The 17,933-nt window shown below is 29.6% G+C and carries 16 protein-coding genes; 15 read left to right on the top strand and 1 reads right to left on the bottom strand.

The genetic code is table 11. The annotated features are described in order from the left end of the window. The first annotated feature begins 111 nt into the window (after nt 1–111). The 12 genes from DPIF8902391_RS08580 (at nt 112) to DPIF8902391_RS08525 (ending at nt 10,473) form a co-directional block, all read left to right on the top strand. Nucleotides 112–1,575 carry a phytoene desaturase family protein gene (locus tag DPIF8902391_RS08580; protein ID WP_172505576.1) on the top strand — a complete coding sequence of 488 codons (1,464 nt, stop codon included), beginning with the start codon at nt 112–114 and terminating at the stop codon, nt 1,573–1,575. Between the two features lie 2 nt (nt 1,576–1,577). Continuing rightward, on the top strand, nt 1,578–2,420 hold the full coding sequence (locus tag DPIF8902391_RS08575; protein ID WP_058884252.1) for a phytoene/squalene synthase family protein: 843 nt from the start codon (nt 1,578–1,580) through the stop codon (nt 2,418–2,420). A gap of 2 nt (nt 2,421–2,422) precedes the next feature. Continuing rightward, nucleotides 2,423–2,875, top strand: a complete 453-nt coding sequence (locus DPIF8902391_RS08570; RefSeq protein WP_058884253.1) for a sterol desaturase family protein — start codon at nt 2,423–2,425, stop codon at nt 2,873–2,875. 10 nt (nt 2,876–2,885) lie between these two features. After that, complete coding sequence (locus DPIF8902391_RS08565) at nt 2,886–3,599, top strand: lycopene cyclase domain-containing protein (RefSeq protein WP_058884254.1); 714 nt, start codon at nt 2,886–2,888, stop codon at nt 3,597–3,599. Then, a complete protein-coding gene (locus DPIF8902391_RS08560; protein WP_058884255.1) occupies nt 3,586–4,059 on the top strand; it encodes a TspO/MBR family protein in 474 nt (157 codons plus the stop codon). Before DPIF8902391_RS08565 ends, DPIF8902391_RS08560 begins: the two co-directional genes overlap by 14 nt. Before the next feature lie 4 nt (nt 4,060–4,063). Continuing rightward, nucleotides 4,064–4,717, top strand: coding sequence for a TetR family transcriptional regulator C-terminal domain-containing protein (locus DPIF8902391_RS08555; RefSeq protein ID WP_172505575.1), 654 nt, complete (start codon nt 4,064–4,066; stop codon nt 4,715–4,717). A 6-nt stretch (nt 4,718–4,723) separates the two neighbouring features. Beyond that, entirely contained in the window at nt 4,724–6,034 is a 1,311-nt protein-coding gene (locus DPIF8902391_RS08550) for an ABC1 kinase family protein (protein WP_172505574.1), read from the top strand. 57 nt (nt 6,035–6,091) lie between these two features. Next, nucleotides 6,092–6,646 (top strand): flavin reductase family protein, encoded by a 555-nt coding sequence (locus DPIF8902391_RS08545; RefSeq protein WP_239787133.1) that lies wholly within the window; start codon nt 6,092–6,094, stop codon nt 6,644–6,646. A 31-nt stretch (nt 6,647–6,677) separates the two neighbouring features. Further along, nucleotides 6,678–8,096, top strand: a complete 1,419-nt coding sequence (locus tag DPIF8902391_RS08540) for an SDR family oxidoreductase (RefSeq protein WP_172505572.1) — start codon at nt 6,678–6,680, stop codon at nt 8,094–8,096. Between the two features lie 99 nt (nt 8,097–8,195). Beyond that, nucleotides 8,196–8,711, top strand: coding sequence for a glutathione peroxidase (locus DPIF8902391_RS08535; protein WP_235586520.1), 516 nt, complete (start codon nt 8,196–8,198; stop codon nt 8,709–8,711). Beyond that, nucleotides 8,712–9,197, top strand: a complete 486-nt coding sequence (locus DPIF8902391_RS08530; protein ID WP_058884261.1) for an SRPBCC family protein — start codon at nt 8,712–8,714, stop codon at nt 9,195–9,197. Next, the gene (locus DPIF8902391_RS08525) at nt 9,187–10,473 is read left to right on the top strand and encodes a cryptochrome/photolyase family protein (RefSeq protein WP_172505571.1); all 1,287 of its coding nucleotides are present in this window, start codon (nt 9,187–9,189) and stop codon (nt 10,471–10,473) included. The genes DPIF8902391_RS08530 and DPIF8902391_RS08525 overlap by 11 nt, the downstream gene beginning before the upstream one ends. A 181-nt stretch (nt 10,474–10,654) precedes the next feature. On the opposite strand, the gene alaS is transcribed toward DPIF8902391_RS08525, so the two are convergent. Next, nucleotides 10,655–13,282, bottom strand: coding sequence for an alanine--tRNA ligase (alaS, locus tag DPIF8902391_RS08520; RefSeq protein ID WP_172505570.1), 2,628 nt, complete (start codon nt 13,280–13,282; stop codon nt 10,655–10,657). A 237-nt stretch (nt 13,283–13,519) separates the two neighbouring features. On the opposite strand from alaS, the gene DPIF8902391_RS08515 reads away from it, so the two are divergent. The 3 genes from DPIF8902391_RS08515 (at nt 13,520) to DPIF8902391_RS08505 (ending at nt 17,930) form a co-directional block, all read left to right on the top strand. Further along, the gene (locus tag DPIF8902391_RS08515) at nt 13,520–14,020 is read left to right on the top strand and encodes a sigma-70 family RNA polymerase sigma factor (RefSeq protein ID WP_172505569.1); all 501 of its coding nucleotides are present in this window, start codon (nt 13,520–13,522) and stop codon (nt 14,018–14,020) included. A 52-nt stretch (nt 14,021–14,072) separates the two neighbouring features. Beyond that, nucleotides 14,073–15,047, top strand: a complete 975-nt coding sequence (locus DPIF8902391_RS08510) for a FecR family protein (protein ID WP_172505568.1) — start codon at nt 14,073–14,075, stop codon at nt 15,045–15,047. Nucleotides 15,048–15,134: 87 nt separating this feature from the next. After that, complete coding sequence (locus DPIF8902391_RS08505; protein WP_058884266.1) at nt 15,135–17,930, top strand: TonB-dependent receptor; 2,796 nt, start codon at nt 15,135–15,137, stop codon at nt 17,928–17,930. Nucleotides 17,931–17,933 lie beyond the last annotated feature (3 nt).

Here is a 17,933-nt window from a genome sequence, read left to right as displayed (position 1 = left end):
AACTATATTTTGTTTTTGTTAAACAAAAATTGTAGATTTGATTAATTCCAATTATTTTATCTGTTAAGTAGCTTTAAATAAATGAATTATTAATTCTTATAAAACATACCATTGAAAAAAACAATACATATAATAGGTTCCGGTTTTTCATCATTATCAGCTTCTTGTTATTTAGCCAAAGCAGGATACAATGTTGTAGTTTTAGAAAAAAATGAAACCGTAGGAGGTAGAGCTCGTCAGTTAAAAAAAGATGGTTTTACTTTTGATATAGGCCCAACATGGTATTGGATGCCCGATGTTTTTGAAAAATTTTTTGCAGATTTTGGTAAAAAACCATCCGATTATTATGAGTTAGAAAAGTTAGATCCAGCATATCAAGTTTATTTTGATACCGCAGATTCTATAACAATTCCAGGTAGTGTTGAAGAAATTTATGAAATTTTTGAAGCAGAGGAAAAAGGAAGTTCTGTTCATTTAAAAGAATTTTTAAAATCTGCAGCCTATAATTATGATGTTTCTATAAACGATTTAGTATATAATCCAGGGGTTTCACCTTTAGAATTGGTAACTCCTGTTACAATTGGAAAAATAACACAGTTTTTTTCATCAATAAGAAAAGAAGTTCGTAGAAAAATTAAAAGCAAAAAATTAATTCAGATTTTAGAATTTCCTGTATTATTTTTAGGAGCAAAACCAAGTAATACTCCCGCTTTTTATAATTTTATGAATTATGCCGATTTTGTTTTAGGAACTTGGCATCCCAAAGGAGGAATGTATAAAGTTATTGAAGCAATGGTAACTTTATCTAAAGATTTAGGGGTAACTTTTAAAACTGAAGCCAATGTTGAAGAGATTAAACTTAATCAATCAGGAGAAGCTATTGGTTTAGTAGTAAATGGTGATTTTATTGCTTCGGATATTGTTTTAAGCGGTGCTGATTATCATCATACAGAAACATTATTACCTAAAGATTACAGACAGTATTCTGAAAAATATTGGGATAAAAAAGTTTTTGCACCATCATCATTATTGTTTTACGTTGGTTTTGATAAAAAACTAAAAGATGTTTGTCATCATACATTATTTTTTGATACTGATTTTGATGTACATGCAGCATCAATATATGATACTCCAAGTTGGCCAAAAGACCCCATGTTTTATGCAAGTTTTCCCTCAATAACAGAAGGTTCTTTTGCGCCAATTAATAACGAAGCAGCTACTTTTTTAATTCCGATAGCTCCAGGTATTGAAGATACTCCCGAGCTTAGAGAAAAGTACTTTGATTTAATTATAAACAGATTAGAGAAATTAACCCAGCAATCTGTAAAAGAAAGTGTTATCTTTAAGGAGAGTTTTTGTGTGAAGGATTTTGTGAAAGATTATAATTCGTATAAAGGAAATGCCTACGGATTAGCAAATATTTTAACACAAACTGCTTTTTTAAGACCAAAAATAAAAAGTAAAAAAGTAAAGAATTTATTCTTTACAGGACAATTAACGGTTCCAGGGCCGGGGGTACCACCGTCATTAATTTCGGGTAAAATAGCTTCAGATTTAATTTTAAAACACCATTAAAAATGAAACAATTATTTGATGAGGTTTCTTATGCTTGTAGTAAATTAGTTACTCAAAAATATAGTACTTCTTTTTCTTTAGCTACCAGAATGTTATCGCCTAGCATACGTGCCGCTATCTATAATATTTATGGTTTTGTCCGTTTTGCTGATGAAATAGTAGATTCTTTTCATACATATAACAAAGAAGAATTATTAATTAGGTTCGAAAATGAGTATTATTTGTCAAAAAAAGAGGGCATAAGTTTAAATCCTATTTTAAATTCATTTGTTCATACTGTTGAAAAATATAAAATTACAGATGATTTAATACAAGCTTTTTTAAAGAGTATGAAAGCTGATTTACATCAAACAGAATATACTACCGAAGAGGCATACAAACAATATATTTATGGCTCTGCCGATGTTGTCGGATTAATGTGTTTACGTGTTTTTGTAAATGGAAACGCTAATCAATATAATGAGCTAAAAGATGCCGCAATGCGTTTAGGTTCTGCATTTCAGAAAGTGAATTTTTTAAGAGATTTAAAAGATGATATTCAGGTGTTGAATCGATCTTATTTTCCTAATGTTGACCTTAAAGAGTTAGACCAAGCATCTAAAGAAATTATTATTAAAGATATTGAAGCTGATTTTGACTATGCCTACGAAAACGGTATTTTAAAATTACCTGTTGAAGCAAAATTTGGTGTTTATATGGCGTATCGATATTATAAAAAATTATTAAAGAAGTTAAAAGCAACGCCATCATCGGAAATAATGGACACAAGAATTAGAATATCAGACCCAATGAAAATTAATTTATTGGCAAGAAGTTACGTAAAATATAAACTAAATCTTATTTAAAAATGCTATTTATACTTATAACATTATTCACTTTTGTAACTATGGAAGCCGTTACTTGGTTTACTCATAAATATATAATGCACGGTTTTGGATGGTATTTACACGAAGACCATCACCAGCCAGGATATCCGAATGTATTTGAAAAAAATGATGCTTTTTTTGTGGTTTTTGCCATACCGAGTATGTTGTTGTTTTACTTCGGAATTAATCCAGCATTAAATTATTTATTTTTTATTGGATTAGGAATTTTGTGCTATGGATTAGCCTATTTTTTAATTCACGATGTTTTAATTCATAGACGTTTCAATTGGTTTAAAAACACCAATAATCAATATTTAAGAGGACTTAGAAAGGCACATAAAATACATCACAAGCATTTAGGTAAACCAGATGGAGAATGTTTTGGAATGTTGTTTGTTCCGTTTAAATATTTCAAGAAAAGACAATCGAAATAATTCTAAAATAATGAGCGAATATCTTTATCTTATATTGAATTTAGGAAGTTTGAGTGTGCCTTTAGCTTATAGTGTTTTTGAGAAAAAATTTCATTTTATACAGCATTTTAAAAGTGCTTTTATCAGTATTTCGTTAGTCGCTTTACCGTTTATAATTTGGGATGTTTTTTTTACAAAAATTGGTGTTTGGGGTTTTAATCCTGATTATTATTTAGGAATAAAATTGCTTGAAATGCCTATTGAAGAATGGCTATTTTTCTTTTGTATTCCGTACGCTTGTTTGTTTACGCATGAGGTTTTAAAATATTTAGCACCTCAATTTAAGTTATCTAAATCGATAACGGTATTGTTAAGTTTTTTATTGATTTTGATAGCATTTATACTATTGGTTTTCAATTTTGGAAAATGGTACACAACTGTAAATTTCAGTGCTTTTTTGCTATTAATGTTCTTCGGATTAAAAAATAATTTAAAAGCTTTACAGGAATATTATCCTAGTTTTTTAGTTGTTTTAGTTCCTTTTTTACTAGTAAACGGAATTTTAACAGGAAGCTTTATCGATGCTCCTGTGGTTTGGTATAATAATGCAGAAAATTTAAATTTTAGAATTTTTACAATTCCTTTTGAAGATGTTTTTTATGCCTTTACATTATTGTTTTCAGTACAATTTATATTTAATTATTTAAAGAAATCTCACGTAAAATTAAAAGATGAAACAAAATAAATATATACGTTTTCTACTATTTTTAGTAGTTAATTTTTTAGCCTTGGCAATCGGTATTTTATTAATGAAAGATGGCCCACGAACAGATTGGTATCTATCTTTAAACAAAGCACCTTGGACACCTGCTGGTTGGGTTTTTGGAGCAGCTTGGTCAACAATTATGCTGTTATTTGCTTTTTATATGACAAAATTGAGTTTTAAATTTCCTTTTTTAGATAAAAAACTAACACTACTTTTTAGTGTTCAGTGGATTTTAAATGTAGGTTGGAATTACTTTTTTTTCAATCAACATTTAACCGTTATCGGATTAGTAATTATTACTTTATTATGGTTGTTAATCGGGTATTTTACCTTTAAAAATTTAAGAGAATTAAAAGGGATTACATTATTTATACTTCCATATTTAATATGGATGACTATTGCAACAAGTTTAAACGCCTACATCGTATTTTATAATTAAAATTATGGAAAATAAAGAAATTATTACAGAGGATAAAATTATAGAATTGTACATGGATACGGTTTTAATTTCAGGAAAACCAGCTTCTATTTATGCTTTTGCTCAGAAAAATGACTTTGAAGAGTCAGATTTTTATAAATATTATTCAAGTTTTGAAAATTTAGAAAAATCAATATTTGGAGTTTTTGCAAAAGAAACAATTCATTTGTTACATAAAACAGAGGCTTATCAAGGTTATGAATCAAAAGATAAATTATTAAGTTTTTATTTTACTTTTTTTGAATTATTAACTGCAAACAGGTCGTATGTTTTGTGTCAATTTCAAGATATGAAATCGGATTTTTCAAAACTATCAGTTTTAAAAGAATTACGAGCAGAGTTTTTAAAATATGTTAGCAAAATTGAATTAGAAAAAATTGATTTTAAGAATGATAAAATCAATAAAATTCAAGATAAAACAATAACAGAAGTTTATTGGATGCAATTATTAATGATTCTGAAATTTTGGATTGATGATGAATCTTCAAACTTCGAAAAAACAGATGTTTTTATTGAAAAATCAATTAAAGCTGCTTTTGAAATTCAACAAATAACTCCCGTAAAAAGCGTTATTGATTTAGCGAAATTTTTATGGAAAGAAAAAGGAATGTCAACATAAGAAAATATGAAAAGACTCGATAAAATACCAACATCAAAAATAGAAAGAACAACTAAATTAGTTACTACAGGACTAAAATTAGGTGTAAACTATGCAAAGTATTACGGAAATAAAATAACAAAATCAGAAGCAGCAGCAAGAGCGCAATTAAATGAAGATAATGCAACTGATATTTATGACGGTTTAAAAGAATTAAAAGGTTCGGCATTAAAAGTAGCGCAAATGCTAAGCATGGAAAAGAATTTATTACCAAGTGCGTATGTTGAAAAATTTTCGTTATCACAATTTTCTGTTCCACCACTTTCAGGACCTTTAGTAGTTAAAACTTTTAAAAAATATTTTAACAAAACACCTGAAGATGTTTTTGACACGTTTACAGCAGAATCTGTAAATGCGGCAAGTATCGGACAGGTTCACAGAGCTACCATAGGCGAAAAAATATTGGCTGTTAAAATTCAATATCCTGGTGTTGCAAATAGTATTTCTACCGATTTAGCATTGGTAAAACCGATTGCTATGAAAATGTTTAATATAAGAGGCGAAGGTTCTGATGAATATTTTAAAGAAGTTGAAAGTAAACTATTAGAAGAAACAAATTACGTTTTAGAATTAGCACAGAGTAACGAAATAGCGAATGCTTGTGCACATATTCCAAATTTAAAATTCCCAAAATATTACGAAGAATTTTCTACGGATAGAATTTTAACTATGGATTGGATGGATGGAATTCATTTGTCGGAATTTACATCAAAAGGATATGATCAGCAAACGGCAAATAAATTAGGGCAGGCTTTATGGGATTTTTATATGTATCAAATGCATGTCTTAAAAAAAGTACATGCCGACCCGCATCCTGGTAACTTTTTGGTATCCAAAGAAAATGATTTAATTGTTATCGATTTTGGATGTATGAAAGAAGTACCAATGACTTTTTATACGCCATATTTCGAGTTAGCCAAACGAGAAAATATTGAAAATCCTGCTTTTTTTGAAAGTAAATTATACGAATTAGAAATTTTAAGAAAAGACGATTCCGAAGAAGAAAAAGCCTTTTTTAAAGAATTGTTTTATGAAATGTTGTATTTATTTACATCACCTTTTCAGCAAGAAGATTTTGATTTTTCTGATGGTGTTTTCTTTGGTAAAATAGCCGATTTAGGACAAAAATATGCAAAAAGTACTGAGTTGAAAAAAATGAACGGTAACAGAGGTTCGAAACATTTTATTTATATCAACAGAACATTTTTCGGTTTATATAATTTAATGCACGATTTAAAATCGACTCATATAAAAATTAATAATTACAAGAATTTATAAATGCATTTATCAAGAAAAGCTATAGATGATATGAATCATCTGTATAAAATAAATTTAATGAACAGCATTTCTGGTTATAAACCAGCAAATTTAATTGCTACAAAATCGGAAGATGGAACGAGTAATGTAGCTGTTTTTAGTTCGGTGGTTCATTATGGTTCTAGTCCTGCAATTTTAGGGTTTGTTTTGCGTCCGACAACCGTAGCAAGAAATACCTATGACAACATTAAAAAAACAGGTTTTTATACGATAAATGCTATTAATGAAGCCATAATTGAAGATGCACATCATACATCGGCTAAATATCCTTCAGGAGTTTCAGAGTTTGATAAAACCGATTTAACTGAAATTTATAAAGATGATTTTTTTGCACCTTATGTAGCAGAATCGCCTATAAAAATAGGAATGAAATTTTTAGAAGAACATCCTATAAAAGCAAACGGAACTATTTTAATTTTAGGCGAAGTAACCGATTTGTATTTTAAAGATTCAATGCTTTCCGAGGATGGTTTTTTAAATTTATCCGAAGAAAAAATTGCAGCAATTAATGGTTTAGATACCTATATGGTTGCAAAAGAATATAAAAGATTATCATATCAAAGACCAAAGTAACACAATAATTAATATGTAAAACATCAAGAAAATGAAAATTTTAATCACAGGAACAACAGGATATATAGCAAAAAGATTGGTATTAAAATTAGTAGATGCAGGTCATGAATTAGTATGCTGTGTCCGTGATTTAAAACGAATTCCTGATGAAATAGAACATAAAGAGAATATCTCCTTTATAAAAGTTGATTTTTTACAAACCGAACAAATTGTTTTTCCTTCGGATATTGATGTTGCGTATTATTTAATTCATTCAATGGCTACGGATGCTACTAATTTTGAAGATTTAGAGCAAACTTGTGCCAAGAATTTTAAAAATATTGTCGAAAAAACAAACTGTAAACAAGTCATTTATTTAAGTGGTATTGTAAATGATAGTTCTTTGTCTAAGCATTTGGCATCACGTTTTCAGGTAGAGCAAAATTTAGCTTCAAAAAAATATGCACTTACCACTTTTAGAGCAGGAATTATTGTTGGAAGCGGTAGTGCATCTTTTGAAATTATTAGAGATATTGTTGAAAAGTTGCCCGTAATGGTTACGCCAAAATGGTTGAATACAAAATCGCAACCAATTGCAATTAGAGATGTATTAACTTTTTTAGAACGTGCCGTTGGAAATGAAAAATTGTATAATAAATCCTTTGATATTTGTGGTACAGAAGTGCTTACTTATAAAGAAATGCTTTTACAATTTTCAGAAGTAAGAGGCTTTAAACGTTACATTTTAACACTACCACTTTTAACGCCAAAATTATCATCGTATTGGTTGTATTTTGTAACTTCTACGTCTTTTAATTTAGCACAAGCTTTGGTCGATAGTATGAAAGTTGAGGTAATTGCCAAGTCAAGTAATATCAATCAAATTTTAAATATATCGCCTATTTCTTATAAAGAATCGGTTGATTTAGCTTTTCAACGAATAGAACAAAACGCTGTAATATCAAGTTGGAAAGATGCGATTAGTAGCGGTGTTTTTCAAGCGCAATTATCGGATCATATTCAAATACCACAATACGGTTGTTTTGTAGATAAACGTACTGTAAAAGTTACCGATGATGCTTTTACACTTGATAAAATTTGGTCAATAGGAGGTAAAAACGGATGGTATAGTTTTAACTGGTTATGGAAAATAAGAGGATATGCCGATAAAGTTTTTGGAGGTGTAGGATTACGTAGAGGACGAACCCACGACACCTCATTAGAAGCAGGTGATCCGCTAGATTTTTGGCGCGTTTTATTTGCTGATAAAAAAGAAAAAAGACTTTTGTTATTTGCTGAAATGAAATTACCTGGAGAAGCTTGGTTAGAGTTTAAGATAGAAGATAATAAATTATATCAAAAAGCAGTATTTAGGCCTAAAGGAGTTTTAGGGCGTTTGTATTGGTATTCCGTTTTACCATTTCATGCTTTTGTTTTTAAAGGAATGATAAACGCTTTGGTAAATAAATAAAATTTTATGATATTTTTAAAATTAATGAAAAAAATAACACTTCAATAAATGAAAACACTTAAAATAACTTTACTTATAACTTTATCAATAATACTATTTATGACATTATTTAGTTTTTTATCAAATTCGGAAACAGTATCTCCTAATCAATCTTTATATGACATAGAAATTAAAGGAATTGACGGAAAAAAATTAGATTTAAATCAATATAAAGGTAAAAAAATATTATTTGTGAATGTTGCCTCTAAATGCGGATTTACCAAGCAATATGATGGATTACAAGAATTATATTCAAAATATTCTGATAAATTAGTAGTCATCGGTTTGCCGTGTAATCAATTTGGAGAACAAGAACCTGGTGAAGCATCTGAAATAAAATCGTTTTGTAGGTTAAATTTTGGAGTCGATTTTCCATTAACCGAAAAAATAGCCGTTAAAGGAGCTGACAAACATCCGTTATATCAATGGTTAACTGAAAAAGAAAAGAATGCTAAAATGGATTCGTCTGTAAAATGGAATTTTCAAAAATATTTAGTTGACGAAGAAGGTCGATTAATTGATGTTTTCTATTCAATAACAAAACCAATGAGTACTAAAATAACAAGTCTTTTGTAAATGATGAATTTTAAAAAACACTCAGGAATTTATACGCTAGAAACAGTACAAGAATTAAAAATGCCGTTAGCAAAAGCGTGGGATTATTTTTCATCACCAGAAAATTTAGCCAAAATTACTCCAAAATCAATGGGTTTTAATATCACTTCAAAAGTTGATAAAAAAGCATATCCTGGGCAAATAATAACGTATAAAGTATCGCCTGTTCCGTTTGTGAAAACAAATTGGGTAACAGAAATAACGCAAGTAAAAGAACAAGCTTTTTTTATTGATGAGCAACGTTTCGGACCTTATTCAATGTGGCATCACGAACATTTTTTTGAAGCCTTGCCAAACGGAAATACCTTAATGAAAGATAAAATTTCCTATAAAATACCGTTCGGTTTTTTAGGACATATAGCACAAGCTCTTTTTATCAAAAAACAATTAAAAAGTATTTTCGAATATCGATTTGTAACTTTAGAAAAAATGTTTAATGACAAATAAAGTAGCGATATTTTGGTTTCGTAGAGATTTGCGTTTAGAAGATAACGTAGCATTATTTAACGCTTTAAATTCATCAAATAAAGTACTGCCAATATTTATTTTTGATGAAGAAATTTTAGATAAACTACCAGAAAACGATGCCCGAGTTTCATTTATTTATCAAACATTAGAGCAATTAGATACCGATTTAAAAGATGCAGGTTCATCTTTATTGATAAAAAAAGGAAATCCTCTTGAAGTTTGGAAAACAATAATTTCAGAATTTGATATTTCAGCAGTTTATACCAATAAAGATTACGAACCGTATGGATTACAAAGAGATGCAGAAATTAGCGATTTTTTAAAATCAAAAAGTATTGATTTTTTAAGTTATAAAGACCAAGTTATTTTTGAAAAAGCTGAGGTTACCAAAAATGACGGATTGCCATATACCATTTATACGCCCTATAAAAATAAGTGGTTGCAGAAATTTAATGCCGAAGAAGATTTAAAAAATCATGCTATAAATTTCAATAATTTTCATCAGTTTACATCAAAAACACCTTCTTTAAAATCCATAGGATTTAATGAAAGTAGTATAAAAGTACCTCCTTATAATTTATCAAATTTAGCGAGTTATGATGAAATTCGTGATTTTCCTTTTATCGATAAAACATCGTATTTGTCGCCTTATTTCCGCTTCGGATTGGTAAGTGTTCGTAAAATGGTGCAATTTGCTTTAAAAACCAATGCGACTTTTTTAAACGAACTGATTTGGCGAGAATTTTTTATGCAAGTATTATTTCATTTTCCGAAAGTGGTTACCAATAATTTCAAGCAAAAATACGATGCCATTCCGTGGAGAAATAACCAAGCAGAATTTGAAAAATGGTGTAAAGGCGAAACAGGTTATCCGATGGTTGATGCAGGCATGCGACAGTTAAATAAAACGGGGTATATGCACAACAGAGTACGTATGATTACGGCAGGTTTTTTATGTAAACATCTGTTAATTGATTGGCGTTGGGGCGAAGCTTATTTTGCTCAAAAACTATTAGATTACGATTTATCAGCAAACAATGGAAACTGGCAATGGTCAGCAGGAACGGGTTGTGATGCTGCGCCATATTTTAGAGTTTTTAATCCTGAAGCACAATTAAAAAAGTTCGATAAAGATTTACAATATATTCGAAAATGGATTGAAAATTTTGATGAATTAACTTATCCACAGCCAATGGTTGAACATAAGTTTGCCAGAGAAAGAGCAATTTCGACATATAAAGAAGCGTTAAATTAATTGCAAAATAAAAAGGTTCAAAGAATTAAATCTTTGAACCTTTTTGAAGTTATTTTTTATAATTATTTGAAGCAATTTCCCGCTTTCCGCACTCGCTTTTTTTTGAAGAAAAATCAAAAACAGCCCTCAAACAAATGCTTCAATCGGGGCTAGAAATTTCTGCTATCTTTTTTATATTTTACTAAACAATATATTCTTTCGCTTTTTCTAAAGCCTTTGGAATTCCGCCAGGATTTTTACCTCCAGCAGTTGCAAAGAAATTCTGTCCACCACCACCACCGTGGATTAGTTTTCCTAATTCTCTAACAACTTTACCAGCATCGTAACCACGTTCTGCGGCTAATTCTTTCGAAATATAACAAGTTAACATTGCTTTATCTGCTTTTTCAGAAGAGGCAAAGAATAAGAATAAATTTTTAAAATCTTTTCCTAAAGCAAATGCTAAGTTTTTGATTCCGTTGGCATCTAAAGCAACTTTAGTTGCTAAAAACTGCACACCGTTTATTTCTTGTAATTGATTTCTTAATTCACCCGATAAGTTTTCAGCCTTTTCTTTAAGTAATTGTTCTACTTGCTTTTTTAAAGTAGCGTTTTCATCTTGTAAATTAGTTACCGATTTTACAACATCTTTAGGGTTTTTAAATAGTTGTTTTATATCAGTAAAGTTACGTTCAACATCTTCAAAATAATTACCAACAGCTACATTTGTAATTGCTTCAATTCTTCTGATTCCTGAAGCAACAGCACCTTCCGATTTTATTTTAAAATGCCAAATATCACCTGTTTGTGGAACGTGAGTTCCTCCACATAATTCCATTGATTGACCAAATTTAATGGCTCTTACAGCATCGCCATATTTTTCGCCAAATAAAGCAATTGCGCCTTCATCAATAGCTTGTTGCATCGGAATATTTCTTTGTTCAACTAAGCTTAAGTTTTCACGAATACGAGCATTTACAAAATCTTCAATTTCTTGTAATTCATCCGAAGTTACTTTAGAGAAATGAGAAAAATCGAAACGTAAATGTTTAGGGCTTACAAGCGAACCTTTTTGCTCTACATGAGTTCCTAAAATGGTACGTAATGCTTGATGTAATAAATGCGTAGCAGTATGATTACTTGCCGATAAATCTCTCGCATTTTTATTAACTACGGCTTTAAATTTTTCTGATAAATTTGCAGGCAAACTTTTAGCGTAGTGAATAATTAAATTGTTTTCTTTTTTAGTGTTTACCACATAAATTAAATCTCCGTTAGAAGTTTCAATATGCCCAACATCACCAACTTGTCCACCGCCTTCAGGATAAAAAGGAGTAATGTTAAAAACTAATTGATATTGTTCACCATCTTTTTTAGTGGTTACTTTTCTGTATCGAGTTAATTTAACATCAGCAGTTAAAGTGTCATATCCGATAAACTCTTCCTGGTCATCTTCAATTAAAACTTTCCAATCGTCAGTTTCAATAGCGGTAGCTTCTCTTCCTCGGTTTTGTTGTTGTTTTAAAGCTTCTTTATATTCTTCTTTATTATAGTCTAATCCTTTTTCTGATAAAACTAAGGCTGTTAAATCTTCAGGAAAACCATACGTATCTTTTAATTCAAATACTTTTTTACCAGAAATTACTTTGTTTCCAGCATTAGCTGTCATAGTATCTAGTAATAATAACCCTTGTTCTAATGTTTTTAAGAAAGATTGTTCTTCTTCTTTAATTACATTTTTAGCTAATTGTTCTTGTGCTTTTATTTCAGGAAAAGCATCGCCCATTTGGTCGCTTAAAGTGGCAACTAATTTATAGATAAAAGGTTCTTTCTGATTTAAGAACGTAAAACCGTAACGAATAGCTCTTCTTAATATTCTTCGGATAACATAACCTGCACCAGTATTACTAGGTAATTGACCATCGGCAATAGAAAATGCTACAGCACGAACATGATCGGCAATTACACGAATTGCGATATCTGTTTGATCATCTGCAACTGATGAATCTTCATATTTTACACCTGTAATAGTTTGAATTTCTCTAATAATCGGCGTAAAAACATCAGTATCATAATTCGATTGTACCCCTTGAAGCGCCATACATAAACGCTCAAATCCCATACCAGTATCGATATGTGTTTTAGGTAAATTCTCTAAACTTCCATCAGCTTTACGGTTGAATTGCATGAAAACTAAGTTCCAAACTTCTACTACGTGCGGATGGTCTAAATTTACCAAAGATGCTCCTGAAACTTTTGCTTTTTCATCCGCAGAGCGAATATCAATATGAATTTCAGAACACGGTCCACAAGGTCCTTGCGCGCCCATTTCCCAGAAATTATCTTTTTTATTTCCTAATAAAATACGGTCTTCAGCAATGTATTGTTTCCAAATATCGTAGGCTTCTGTATCTTTTGCTAAACCTTCTTTTTCATCACCTTCAAAAATAGTAACATATAAAATGTCTTTGTCTATTTTATAAACTTCAGTCAATAATTCCCATGCCCAAGAAATGGCTTCTTTTTTGAAATAATCACCAAAAGACCAGTTTCCAAGCATTTCAAATAAGGTGTGGTGATAGGTGTCTTTTCCAACTTCTTCTAAATCGTTATGTTTCCCTGAAACACGTAAACATTTTTGAGAATCGGCAACTCTAGCATCCACTATTTTTTTCTGTCCTAAAAAATATTCTTTAAAAGGAACCATTCCTGCATTTACAAACATTAAAGTAGGATCGTTCTTTAACACCATTGGCGAAGATGGAACGATAGCATGGTTTTTAGACTTGTAGAATTCTAAAAATTTTGATCTTATTTCTTGAGATTTCATATGTTTTGAGCTCGAAAATTTTGTTAAATAATCATTAAAAAACAGCTAATTAGATGCAGTTTTAAAATAGTTATTATATTAGTTGAAAAAATACAAAAATAACATATTTACTAGTATGAATAAAGTAATTTTTTTTTCGACTAAACTTGAATGAAAAGAAGATTAATGTTGTTTTATTTATAGCGTATTTAATTATTTAAAGGAATGAATTAGGTGACTTTTTTAGCATAAAAATTGATGAAATTAAAAGAAAAAGTAGATTTTTCAGCGTTGTTTGATAACTATTATGGAAAGTTATATAAGTATGCTATCAGAATACTGAAAGATGAAAGTATTTCGAATGATTTATTACAAGACACTTTTATAAAGCTATGGGAAAATATAGATTCGATGAAAATAAAGCATCGTTCTATAGAGTCTTTTTTAATTATAACGTTAAAAAATAAAATGGTAGATCATTTTAGAAAAGAAAGCGTAAAAAGGAAACATTTAAATTTGTATGTTTTAAATAAAGATATTGAACAAGAAATAAGTAATGAATGGGAATTGCTGAAAAAAATAGAAGATATATATAGGTTACTTCCTCAAAAAACAATTGAAATTTTTAAGCTTTCAAGAGATAAAGGGCATACTTATGCCGAAATAGCAGCAATCAAAAATATATCAATAAAAACGGTGGAAGCGCATATTTCAAAGGCTTTACAAGTTTTTAAAAAAGAATTAGTAAATTTTTTATAAAAAAAATAGGGTACTTGTTGTTGAGAAACGTTTTATAATAAATCTCATATTTATGAAGCGAGACAAAATTGAAGAAACCGACCTTTGGGCTTATATATCAAACACGGCAAATATTGATATTAAAGCTAAGGTTGAGCGATGGAAAGAGTCAGCATATTTTGATCAACAATTATTTGATAACATAAAAAAAATACATCAAGCTACCAAAGAAGATGCTAGTGGATCTGTAGCTAATATCAAAATTCAGAAAACCGCCTTTTTCAAAAATATAGGAACTAAGAAAAAGAAAAATAACTTTAAAAAGCTTTTCTTTAAATATGCTGCGGCAGCAATAATACTAATAAGCACTTCTTTTTTTACTTATTTTATAACACAACCTGAGCAAATATATATAGCAACAACTTACGGGGAGCAAAAGGAAGTAACGCTTTCTGACGGGTCGGTTGTTTGGTTAAATGCTTCGAGTAAAATTTCATATAAAGAGAATTCTCCAAGAACGATTCGTTTAGAAGGAGAAGCTTTTTTTGAAGTCGCAAAAGATAAAAAACATCCGTTTACGGTAGAAACTTCAAATAATATTATCGTTAAAGCTTTAGGAACTAGCTTTAATATTAAATCTTACAACGAAAGTGATTATTATGAAACCGTTTTATTTACAGGTAAAGTAGCGGTTAGTAGTACTGCTTCTGAAAAAAATAACATGATAATGTTACCTAATGATAAAATAAGAATTCTTAAAAAAAACAGCCGAATTTTAAAATCTGTTATTAAAAATAAAGGGAATACTATTTCTTGGAGAGCGGGTAAAATTCAGTTTAAGAACAAAACATTTAAAGAAATAGCTACCGATTTTAAGAATCAATATAATCTAAACTTTTATTTTGAAAATGAAAAAATAGCAAACGTAAAATTTACAGGAACTTTTAAAAAAACAATGCCTATAAGAGAAATTTTAGAAATATTAAAGATAACAAAACCTTTTGAGTATCGTTTTAACGCTCAAAAAAACACTTGGATTATTAAGTAAAAAATAGGAGAACGGCAATTCTCCTATTTACAATTGCTGATAAATTAAATTTTAACTGAACAAAACCATTTAACAACATTCAAATTTATGAAAAACAAACAATTTATAACTTTATTAGGGGTAAAAAATGTATCCCAAAAACATGCGTTTTTAATGAAAGCCACACTATCAATTTGTTTATTCTTTTGCTTGCAAATAGCAGCAACAAGTACTTTTTCTCAAAATAAAGTAACACTTAGTTATAAAAATACCACTTTAGAAATCATTTTAAATCAAATAGAAAAACAAACAGATTATAGCTTTGTTTTTAATAATGATGAAGTTAATATTCAGCAAAAATTTACGATTAATGTTGTTAATAAAGAACTTGATAAAGCTATAAAATTATTGTTTAGAAATACAGCGATAAAATATCAGGTAAAAAATACATTAATAATTTTATCTAAAGAAAATAAAAACAGTACTATTTTAAAAACAGCAGAACAAAAATATAGCATTAGTGGAACCGTAAAAGACGCTACAACTGGCGAAACTTTATTAGGCGCTAATATTGTAATAAAAGATGCTTTAAAAGGAACTACAACCAATGAATATGGTTTTTATTCGATGACAATTTTAAAGGGTATTTATGTTTTACAAATTTCTTATGTAGGGTACAAAAGTAAAGAAATTAAGGTAGATTTAAGTAATAATATTAAGCGAAATTTTGAATTAACTTTAGCCGAAAATGCCTTAGAAGAAGTTGTTGTAAAATCAACGAATACGAGTAAAAGTCAAGTAAGAACAATTTTAACAGGGGTTTCTAGTTTGAGAGCTGCTGAGGTTAAAAAGCTTCCTGCATTTTTTGGTGAGCCCGATATAACTAGGGCAGTTTTAACACAGCCAGGCGTTAGTACAGTAGGCGAGGGCGCTTCAGGATTTAATGTTAGAGGTGGTAATATTGATCAAAATTTGTTGCTTTTAGATGAAGCGCCATTGTATAATTCGTCTCATTTATGGGGGCTTTTTTCGGCAATTAATGCCGATGCCTTAAAAGATTTAAAATTTTATAAAGGAGGTATTCCTGCACGTTTTGGAGGTAGAGCTTCTTCTGTTTTAGATATGCGACAAAAAGAAGGAAGTTCTAAAATTTTTAAAGCAGAAGGAGGTGTTGGTTTGTTATTTTCAAGAGTAACCCTAGAAGGACCGATAAAAAAAGATAAACTTAGTTTTTTAGTATCTGGGCGTAGAACTTATTTTGATTTGTTTTTTCCGTTAGCAGGAGAGGATTTAAAAAATCAAAAAATGTACTTTTATGACTTAAACACAAAATTATCTTGGAATATAAACGACAATAATACGTTGTTTTTATCAGGGTATTTTGGTAAAGATGTAATGAAATTTAAGGCAGAAGAAGAAACAGAATATGACGAACAAACGCAAACAGAAACAACAGAACCAGCGGGTGAAATAAGTTTTTCATGGAATAACGCAACTACAAGTTTACGTTGGAATCATGTGTTTTCTAATAAGCTATTTATGAATTTATCAACTATTTATAGTTCGTATAAATATGCGTTAGCTGCTCAAAATGATGGTCCTTCACAAACAGATTCAGGAAGTGCATTTGAGTGGACATCATCCGTAGAAAATTATATTTTTAAACCAGATTTTACCTATTATTTGAATCCAGAAACAAAAATGAGATTCGGAATACATGGAACGTATTATAGGTTTACTCCAGCCAAAATAACAAGTACCGAACAAACAATAGGTAGTATAGATTTATCCGTAGAAAAGGGCTTAGAGATAGCTCCGTATTATGAGCTAGAAAAAAAATGGGATAAATTATCAATGAATGTAGGAACTCGGTATGCTATTTTTAGAAATTTAGGTCCATACGAAGTGGCTTCTTATGCTTCAGGATTGCCTAAAACACCAAGTACAATAACAGGACAGGTTAAATATAAAAGTGGAAAAACCATCGCAAAATATGGGGGTTTTGAACCTCGTTTATCTTTAAAATATGATATTGACGATCGTAAATCTTTAAAAATCGGTTATAATAAAATGTATCAGTACATACATTTAATGAGTAATAGTAGTGCTGCGCTGCCTTTTGATGTTTGGAAACTTTCAGGGAAATATGTAAAGCCTTTAGCGGTAAATCAATATTCTTTTGGGTTTGCTTTTGATAGTGAAAACAGAAATTATAATTTTTCGGTAGAAGGCTATTATAAAGATTTTAAAAACTTAGTAGAATACGTAAATAATGCCGATTTATTTATCAATAAAAATATAGAAACACAATTGCTCCCTGCTAATGGATATGCCTACGGATCAGAATTTTCGGTACATAAAACAAAAGGAAAATTAACAGGTAATTTAAACTATACCTATTCGGTTTCTAAAAGAAAAACTGTTAGTGAGTTTTCATCAGAAAATATAAATAATGGTGCCTATTTTTCATCAAATTATGACAAGCCTCATATCTTTAATGCAACGGCTAATTATAAGTTTAGTGACAGATGGACTATGGGAACTTTTTTCACTTTTCAGTCAGGGCGACCAACTACAATAATAACAGGAAGGGGTATTTATGGTAAAAATAAAGATGAAACTGTTTTTACATATTCTGATAGAAACAAGTACAGAATGAAAAATACACACCGATTAGATGTTTCATTAACATACAGCTCAGAGGCTAGTTTACATTCAAAATGGAAAGGAAGTTGGAGCTTTGGCTTTTATAATATTTATGGAAGAAAAAATGCTTTTTCTAATTATTATACTTTTTCTAATAATGAAAATGAACATGCAGGAATCCCTAAAACATTAAATAAAAAGCAGTTTTCGCTGTTTGGCGCTCCAATCCCATTTATTACCTATAATTTTAAATTTTAAAAA

The sequence above is a fragment of the Tenacibaculum finnmarkense genomovar ulcerans genome, from assembly GCF_900239495.1.
Lineage (GTDB): Bacteria > Bacteroidota > Bacteroidia > Flavobacteriales > Flavobacteriaceae > Polaribacter > Polaribacter ulcerans.
Note: the sequence above shows the minus strand (reverse complement) of the source record. Positions and strands in the feature narration are given on the sequence as shown.

What these genes read in the sequence shown, in the direction of transcription:
- DPIF8902391_RS08545 (WP_239787133.1), top strand. Translation starts at nt 6,092, where the DNA reads ATGAACAGCATTTCTGGTTATAAACCAGCAAATTTAATTGCTACAAAA.
- DPIF8902391_RS08570 (WP_058884253.1), top strand. Translation starts at nt 2,423, where the DNA reads ATGCTATTTATACTTATAACATTATTCACTTTTGTAACTATGGAAGCC.
- DPIF8902391_RS08515 (WP_172505569.1), top strand. Translation starts at nt 13,520, where the DNA reads ATGAAATTAAAAGAAAAAGTAGATTTTTCAGCGTTGTTTGATAACTAT.
- alaS (WP_172505570.1), bottom strand. Translation starts at nt 13,282, where the DNA reads ATGAAATCTCAAGAAATAAGATCAAAATTTTTAGAATTCTACAAGTCT.
- DPIF8902391_RS08560 (WP_058884255.1), top strand. Translation starts at nt 3,586, where the DNA reads ATGAAACAAAATAAATATATACGTTTTCTACTATTTTTAGTAGTTAAT.
- DPIF8902391_RS08575 (WP_058884252.1), top strand. Translation starts at nt 1,578, where the DNA reads ATGAAACAATTATTTGATGAGGTTTCTTATGCTTGTAGTAAATTAGTT.
- DPIF8902391_RS08525 (WP_172505571.1), top strand. Translation starts at nt 9,187, where the DNA reads ATGACAAATAAAGTAGCGATATTTTGGTTTCGTAGAGATTTGCGTTTA.
- DPIF8902391_RS08535 (WP_235586520.1), top strand. Translation starts at nt 8,196, where the DNA reads ATGACATTATTTAGTTTTTTATCAAATTCGGAAACAGTATCTCCTAAT.
- DPIF8902391_RS08530 (WP_058884261.1), top strand. Translation starts at nt 8,712, where the DNA reads ATGATGAATTTTAAAAAACACTCAGGAATTTATACGCTAGAAACAGTA.
- DPIF8902391_RS08540 (WP_172505572.1), top strand. Translation starts at nt 6,678, where the DNA reads ATGAAAATTTTAATCACAGGAACAACAGGATATATAGCAAAAAGATTG.
- DPIF8902391_RS08555 (WP_172505575.1), top strand. Translation starts at nt 4,064, where the DNA reads ATGGAAAATAAAGAAATTATTACAGAGGATAAAATTATAGAATTGTAC.
- DPIF8902391_RS08550 (WP_172505574.1), top strand. Translation starts at nt 4,724, where the DNA reads ATGAAAAGACTCGATAAAATACCAACATCAAAAATAGAAAGAACAACT.
- DPIF8902391_RS08565 (WP_058884254.1), top strand. Translation starts at nt 2,886, where the DNA reads ATGAGCGAATATCTTTATCTTATATTGAATTTAGGAAGTTTGAGTGTG.
- DPIF8902391_RS08505 (WP_058884266.1), top strand. Translation starts at nt 15,135, where the DNA reads ATGAAAAACAAACAATTTATAACTTTATTAGGGGTAAAAAATGTATCC.
- DPIF8902391_RS08510 (WP_172505568.1), top strand. Translation starts at nt 14,073, where the DNA reads ATGAAGCGAGACAAAATTGAAGAAACCGACCTTTGGGCTTATATATCA.